General features: G+C 47.7%; 6 protein-coding genes and 1 tRNA gene. 4 read left to right on the top strand and 3 right to left on the bottom strand.

The genetic code is table 11. The features are described 5' to 3' along the window. Positions 1-314: 314 nt before the first annotated feature. Positions 315-692, top strand: coding sequence for a hypothetical protein (locus FMM72_RS02420; protein WP_162220478.1), 378 nt, complete (start codon positions 315-317; stop codon positions 690-692). 2 nt (positions 693-694) lie between these two features. Here FMM72_RS02420 and FMM72_RS02415 read toward each other — a convergent pair whose 3' ends face one another. The 3 genes from FMM72_RS02415 to FMM72_RS02405 all read right to left on the bottom strand — a co-directional run bounded on the left by FMM72_RS02415 (position 695) and on the right by FMM72_RS02405 (position 1,530). Continuing rightward, positions 695-979, bottom strand: coding sequence for a hypothetical protein (locus tag FMM72_RS02415; protein ID WP_162220477.1), 285 nt, complete (start codon positions 977-979; stop codon positions 695-697). Positions 980-994: 15 nt separating this feature from the next. Then, positions 995-1,070, bottom strand: a tRNA-Ala gene (locus tag FMM72_RS02410). Between the two features lie 79 nt (positions 1,071-1,149). Then, positions 1,150-1,530 (bottom strand): uroporphyrinogen decarboxylase family protein, encoded by a 381-nt coding sequence (locus FMM72_RS02405; RefSeq protein WP_162220476.1) that lies wholly within the window; start codon positions 1,528-1,530, stop codon positions 1,150-1,152. Between the two features lie 386 nt (positions 1,531-1,916). Here FMM72_RS02405 and FMM72_RS02400 point away from each other — a divergent pair, with 386 nt between their 5' ends. From FMM72_RS02400 to FMM72_RS02390, 3 genes are read left to right on the top strand one after another with little or no spacing between them, the layout of a single operon-like run. Beyond that, positions 1,917-3,419, top strand: a complete 1,503-nt coding sequence (locus FMM72_RS02400; protein WP_162220475.1) for a type I restriction-modification system subunit M — start codon at positions 1,917-1,919, stop codon at positions 3,417-3,419. Next, positions 3,409-4,599: a restriction endonuclease subunit S gene (locus FMM72_RS02395; RefSeq protein WP_162220474.1), complete on the top strand. Its 1,191-nt coding sequence runs from the start codon at positions 3,409-3,411 to the stop codon at positions 4,597-4,599. Before FMM72_RS02400 ends, FMM72_RS02395 begins: the two co-directional genes overlap by 11 nt. Positions 4,600-4,638: 39 nt before the next feature. Then, complete coding sequence (locus FMM72_RS02390) at positions 4,639-7,722, top strand: type I restriction endonuclease subunit R (protein WP_162220473.1); 3,084 nt, start codon at positions 4,639-4,641, stop codon at positions 7,720-7,722. The last annotated feature ends 24 nt before the right edge of the window (positions 7,723-7,746 follow it).

Below are 7,746 nucleotides of genomic sequence, written 5' to 3'. Positions count from 1 at the left end.
GGGGACGGCTGCCTTGTCATATTCTTCGTGCTTTGGGGGACGGCTGCCTTGTCATATTCTTCGTGCTTTGGATTTTTGAGAACTGCGTTGAAAATCACTGCTTCTCCTCCGTTTCTTAACGACACATAATACCGTAACTGCGGGTCAAAGGGTATACCCAAACCCACCAATTTTACCGCCCCATCTTTGACCGCCAATCCCGCCCAATGAGTATGAACCCATTAGAGATATGTCGTCTGCCAAGGGACACTTAGCCTGGACGAACTGATGCTGGAAACATCGGAAAAACAAGGTTTCAAGATTGGAGAGATCAAATGATTCGATTGCACTTGACCCGAGGTGATAACCCCGCCGTTGTGTCTCTACAGCTTCCCGCCACCCCAGCAGATAAAGCCGTGGTGGGGGTAGGGGCAGCCCTCGCACTTATGGGCAGTTCGTCCGACAGTCTTGCCGGTATGGGATGTGGGGCTACTTTGTTCTGTATTCATGTCGATTACCTCCAAACGCAAAAAAGCGCCGGGGTCTTATCTCTAAAACCCCGGCGCTTACATACTCATGTTGATTTCGTTTTGATTGGACTGGCTCATCCGCTCTCGTGGATTTGGAACATTACGTTCGATCTGGCGGAGGATATCCTCCATCCGCCGCTGGCATTTGTTACCGGCATAACAATTATTCTCCTTCCTTTGTAGCTTTAGCGCCCTTTTTCGGAATATGAAAAAAGGCGCCAACCCTTCAGCCTGTTGGCTGAGAGATTGACGCCTTTGGCACTCTGATTTTTGCTGGGTATGAAAATAGCGCCCTTTTTGAAATGGGATTTTTCAAAAAGGGCGCTGTAGATTTCTAAAGAATTGAGGGTTCGAATCCAGCCAGCTTCTGTGAAACCCCCGTTTGGATCTTTTGTTTTACCTGTGAAATTTGAGGGGCAAAAACCCCTGAAAAGCCCGATACCATCGGCATTTCTGCCGATGGTATCCAAAGTGGGCATTCTTTTTGGTGGAGACGAAGAGGATCGAACTCTCGACCTTACGGATGCGAACCGTACGCTCTCCCAGCTGAGCTACGCCCCCATTTTCTTTTGCCGTCTCTGTTTAACTCAGACCGCGAAATTTATTATAGCACCATATTTTCCATATGTCAATACAAAATTTACATAATTTGATCAACAAAGATTGTATCTAAAAGTAGGTTTTCTACGCCATGTAAATGGTATGCTAACATCCAGGGACCAATTACTTTACCGATGACAGCCACTTCGCCTCCATAACGCTTACGCAGCAGACGTACCGCACGCAGCAATTGGGAAGGGCCGGTCCGGGAAAGAAAATCGACCGGGACGGTTACTTGACCTAAATCCAGTAAACATATGCCGGCCACGTGCGGAATGGAAAAACGGTTCCCCCAATCTACTTTTGCGCCAGAGGCTTCCGCTTCCGGATGGATAGAGAAGTAAGGGGAAACAGAATCAAAACCATATTCGTCATGCCCCACGGCGGCAAGCCCATTCTGGTTTCGGCTGTGGTGTAACATGCGCAGTCCGCTGCTTTGCAGCGGGCGCCGCCGGATGGCGGCTATAAACGGCTTTACCATTTACACTGTGTATATTATAGCACACAAATTCCGCTCGGTTAGCCTAGAATAGGGCGCCGAACGGAATTTGCTGTAATAACAAGATCGTTGTATTTTCTGGCCAAGCTTTTTTGTGAGCAGGACAGAACCTTCCCAATCCAGTTCGCTGCACCCGCCCTCACAGTTTGCGATTGTTTGTTTGATAAGTTGAAATCGTCTCCAAATTATTGGATTGAATAGTTTGATTTCGCAGACGAATTGCAGTATGATATAAAATGTATAAGTATAAGTAAATGGACGGAGCCAGTTACAAGAAACTGTGGGTCATGCTTTCGGAGGATGCTAAAATGGTGGAAAATAATACAAGCAATATTGGGTTTGAGAAACAAATTTGGGATGCGGCCTGTGTCCTTCGCGGGAATATGGATGCTTCGGAGTATAAGTCGGTTGTGCTTGGGCTGATTTTCTTAAAGTACATCTCTGACCGTTTTGAAGCAAAGTATAACGAACTGGTAGCCGAGGGTGACGGCTTTGAGGAAGATGTTGATGAGTACATCGCTGAAAACATTTTCTTTGTGCCGGAGAATGCCCGGTGGTCTGTTATTTCCTCTGCTGCCCATACGCCTGAGATTGGCACAGTCATTGATGACGCTATGCGCTCTATTGAAAAGGAGAACAAGCGTCTGAAAGATATTCTGCCGAAAAATTTTGCCCGTCCGGAACTGGACAAGCGTCGTCTGGGAGAAGTTGTTGACCTCTTTACCAATATTCAGATGATCGAGCATGGGAACAGTAAAGACATCCTGGGCCGTACTTATGAATATTGCCTGTCCAAGTTTGCAGAGCAGGAGGGCAAGCTGGCTGGGGAGTTCTACACCCCCGCCTGTGTTGTGCGAACACTGGTGGAGGTTTTGCAGCCCTACAATGGGCGTGTCTATGACCCTTGCTGCGGCTCCGGCGGGATGTTTGTGCAATCGGCAAAGTTTATTGAAAATCATGGCGGCAATATTACTGGCATTTCCGTTTACGGCCAGGACTCCAATCCCACCACCTGGAAGATGGCGCAAATGAACCTTGCCATTCGAGGTATCGAGGCTGACCTGGGCAAATTCAATGCGGACACCTTCTTCAATGACTGTCACCCGCAACTAAAGGCTGATTTTATTATGGCGAATCCTCCTTTTAACCTTTCCGGCTGGGGACAGGATAAGCTGTTGGAGGATGTGCGCTGGGCCTATGGCACACCACCCGCAGGTAATGCCAACTTTGCGTGGCTCCAGCACATGATTTGGCATTTGGCCCACAATGGCCGCCTCGGTATGGTGCTGGCGAACGGCTCCCTCTCCTCCCAGTCCGGCGGCGAGGGAGAAATCCGTAAAAATATCATTAACGCTGACCTTGTGGACTGCATCATTGCCATGCCCACACAGCTTTTTTATACCACGCAAATTCCAGTGTCTCTTTGGTTTATCGCCAGGAACAAGAAGCAGAAGGAAAAGACGCTGTTTATCGACGCCCGGAAGCTGGGGATGATGGTTACACGGAAACTGCGTGAGTTGACCGATGAGGACATCAAGAAGATCGCTGATACATACAACGCCTTTGTAGATGGAACGCTAGAGGATGAAAAGGGCTTCTGCGCCGTTGCCACAACACAGGATATTGCAAAGCAGGACTATATTTTGACCCCCGGCCGCTATGTAGGTATTGAGGAGCAGGAGGACGACGGGGAACCGTTTGAGGAGAAAATGGGGCGGCTGACAGCGGAGTTATCGGAACTGTTCCAGAAATCCCACGAGTTGGAGGATGAGATCAGGAAAAGGCTGGGGGCGATTGGGTATGAAATCTGATTGGACTACACGCACTTTAAAGGAATTAGTTCAATTTACATCTGGAGGAACGCCCAGCAAAAAAAGGGCTGATTACTGGATAGGAAGTATCCCATGGATTAGCGCAAAAACGCTAAAAAGTGAACGGATTACGACTTCTGATTTATTCATCTCGGATGAAGGATTAAAGATGGGAAGCAAGATAGCCCCTTGCGGAAGCATACTTCTACTTACGCGCGGGAGCGGTCTTTTTAATGATATCCCTATTGGTTTAGTTGAACGAGAGGTAGCATTTAATCAAGATATAAAGTGTATTAGTTCTTGTTCAGATGTTGAAAACAAATTCGTCTTCTACTGGCTTATTTCTCAAAAAAGCTACTTGATGGCTAAAGTTGGTGTAACAGGAATTGGTGCCGGAAAATTCGATTTGGATTTTTTACAAAAACTTGAAGTACCTATTCCAAGTAGGCAAGAGCGGAAACAAATAGTAGCTATTGTAGATGCGCTAAGTGATAAAATCGAACTGAACCGGCGGATAAACGATAATTTAGAGCAGCAAGTCATGGCTCTATTCCATCAGATATTTGATGAAAGCAATAGTAATCGAAAGAACATCCGAGCCGATGAATACTTCAATATTTCAATAGGGAAAACTCCACCTCGAAAAGAACCTCAATGGTTCTCGGATAATCCATCTGATTGCGTTTGGGTTTCCATATCTGATATGGGTAGTTGTGGGCTTTACATCGAAGGAAGCTCAGAATACTTAACTCGCGATGCTGTTAAAAAGTTCAATGTAAAGATTGTGCCGGACAATACGGTTATTTTAAGTTTTAAGTTGACCATTGGACGGGTAGCAATTACCGATGGTTGCATGACCACAAATGAGGCCATCGCGCATTTCAAGACGGACAAACCAGAAATCAATGAGTACCTTTATTGCTATCTCAAAAATTTCAACTTTCAAACAATGGGTAGTACATCCTCTATTGCAACAGCCGTAAACTCCAAAATCATCAAGGGGATGCTGTTTGTTATCCCTACTGATGAAGAATTGGAGAATTTTCATAATATTGCCGCACCATTGTTCACGATGATTAAATCAAATCAACGGGAAAGCAAGCATCTGAGTGAGTTAAGAGATACCCTTCTCCCCAAGCTAATGTCCGGCGAAATAGATGTATCCGCCATCCAGCTCTAAGCCGCTAAATGATCGTTTACCAAACAAGGAGGTGTTTTGATGCCCTTTACCGAATCCAACTACGAAAACGCCGTTCTCCAGCTCTTCCAGGAGCGATTAGGCTACGCTTACATATACGGCCCGGACATAGAGCGCGACTATCACTCCCCGCTATATGAGGACATTCTGCTGTCCTGCTTACAGCGGGTCAATCCCAGCCTGCCCATGGACGCGCTCAACGAGGCGGTCTATAAGCTGAAAAATTTTGAAAGCGGCGCACTGCTGCAAAAGAACATGGTTTTCATGGACTATCTGCAAAACGGCGTACCGGTGAAATACTTTGCCAGCGGGGAAGAGCGTTCCACTCTCGTCTATCTCATCGACTTCAAAAAGCCTGCCAACAACGACTTCACCGTTGTCAATCAGTGGACGATGATTGAAAATTCCGAGAAGCGGCCCGATATTATCCTTTTTGTCAATGGCCTGCCATTGGTGGTAGTGGAGCTGAAATCCCCTTCCCGCGAGGAAACGGACGCCTCCGCCGCCTACCGTCAGCTGCGGAACTATATGCATGAAATCCCATCTTTGTTTATTTATAATGCTGTCTGTGTTATGAGCGATATGACCACTTCCAAAGCTGGGACGATTACCTCCGGCGAGGATCGTTTCATGGAATGGAAAACTAAGGACGGCAGTTACGAAAACACCCAGTACGCGCAGTTTGATACCTTCTTTGAGGGTTTATTTGAGAAAGAACGCTTTCTGGACATCGTGAAAAACTTCATCTGCTTCAATGTGGATGGACAGAATACCTTCAAAATTCTTGCCGGATACCATCAATATTTCGCCGTCAAAAAAGCGGTCGCCTCTACCCGGCGCGCTACGCAAACAGACGGCAAAGGCGGCGTGTTCTGGCATACGCAGGGTAGCGGAAAGTCCCTGTCTATGGTGTTCTATGCCCACTATCTGCAAGAAGCGTTGGAAAGCCCGACGATTGTAGTTATTACGGATCGGAACGATTTAGACGATCAGCTTTATGGCCAGTTCGCCCGCTGCAAGGACTTCTTACGGCAGACGCCCCAGCATGCAGAGAGTCGAAATCATTTGACAGGACTGCTGGCAGACCGCCAGGCCAACGGCATTATCTTTACCACGATGCAAAAATTTGAAGAGAGCGGCGAAGCCCTTTCCAAGCGCCGGAATATTGTGGTTATGGCAGACGAGGCCCACCGTGGACAGTACGGCCTGACTGAGAAAGTTGTAACACGGCAGAAGGAGGATGGGGAGTTAGAAGTCCGCACGATTATTGGCACTGCCCGGATCATCCGGGACAGCCTGCCAAACGCCACCTACATCGGTTTTACCGGAACGCCTATTTCTTCCAAAGACCGCAGTACGCGCGAAGTGTTTGGCGATTACATCGACATATACGACATGACACAGGCGGTGGAGGATGGGGCTACAAGGCCGGTCTACTATGAAAGCCGGGTGATTCATCTTAAGCTGGACGAAAACACCCTGCGGTTCATTGATGCAGAGTATGACCTGATGGCGGAAAATGCCGACCCTTATGTTATTGAAAAAAGCAAAAAGGAACTGGGGCAGATGGAGGCCATTCTTGGGGCGGATCAAACCATCCACTCCCTGGCAGATGATATTCTCAGCCACTACGAAAACTATCGGGCTGGTATTCTCACCGGAAAAGCGATGATCGTAGCCTACTCCCGCCCCATTGCCATGAAGATTTACAAGCGTATTTTGGAGCTGCGCCCTGCCTGGACAGAAAAAGTGGCTGTTGTAATGACGCAGGGCAACAATGACCCCGAAGAATGGAGGGAGATCATCGGCAATAAGGCCCGCAAGGATGAGTTGGCCCGAAAATTCAAAGACAATGAGTCGCCCCTGAAAATTGCAATCGTTGTGGATATGTGGCTGACCGGCTTTGATGTGCCGTCATTGGCTACCATGTATGTGTATAAGCCCATGTCCGGCCACAACCTGATGCAGGCAATCGCCCGTGTCAACCGCGTTTTCCGAGATAAGGAAGGCGGGCTGGTGGTGGACTATGTGGGTATCGCCTCTGCACTCAAGCGGGCGATGAACGACTATACCGCCAGGGACAGGAAAAATTATGGCGATACGGATGTCAGCAAGGCGGCTTATCCAAAATTTTTGGAAAAGCTCTCTATTTGCCGGGATTTCTTCCACGGTTACGATTATGGGAAATTCCTGTCCGGCAGTGACCTCGAAAAAGCCAAAGTTATCACTGGCGGTGTAAACTTTATTCTGGGCAAGAGCATTGCAGACCATGACTTGCCCGAAAATGAGCGGACACGGAATGTCTACATCAAAGAGTCCTTGTTGCTTTGGCAGGCGCTTTCCCTCTGTAGTAGTCTGGTAGATGAAATGTCGCGCTATGAGGCGGCGTTCTTTGATGCAGTCCGCATCATGATTATCCGTCTGCAATCCGGCGGAACAGGTAAGAGATTCACCCTTCCAGAAGTGAATGAACGGATCAACGAGCTTTTGAAACACAGCATCAAAAGCGAAGGAGTCATCAATCTCTTCTCTGATGTTGGAACGGAGTTTTCTCTCTTCGGCCCAAAATTCTTGGAAGAAGTCGCAAATATGAAGGAGAAAAATCTCGCAGTAGAACTGCTCAAGAAACTGATTGCAGAGCAGGTTTCTATCTATCGCCGGACAAATCTGGTCAAATCAGAAAAGTTTTCTGAAATCATCCAGAGCGCCATGAACCGCTATCTCAATGGAATGCTCACCAATGAGGAAGTGATTCAGGAACTGCTGAAACTGGCCAAGGATATTGCGGCGGCAAACGCAGAGGGAGAGGCGCTGGGGCTGAATGCAGAAGAGCTGGCTTTCTATGATGCTTTAACAAAACCACAAGCTATCCAAGATTTTTATGAGCATGAAGAATTAATCGCCATCACCAAGGAATTGACCGATCTGTTGCGAAAAAACCGTACCATTGACTGGCAGAAGAAGGAGAGCGCCCGCGCTGGTATGCGTAAGCTGGTCAAGCGTTTGCTTAAAAGACACAAGTACCCGCCGGAGGGAATGGAGGACGCTATACAAACAGTTATGAGCCAATGCGAGATGTGGACAGACAATACTGTGATGGTCTGATTGAGTGGGTGTAGAAAACAGCGA

The organism is Anaerotruncus colihominis, assembly GCF_010206195.1.
In the GTDB taxonomy this organism is placed as follows: domain Bacteria; phylum Bacillota; class Clostridia; order Oscillospirales; family Ruminococcaceae; genus Anaerotruncus; species Anaerotruncus colihominis_A.
Note: the sequence above shows the minus strand (reverse complement) of the source record. Positions and strands in the feature narration are given on the sequence as shown.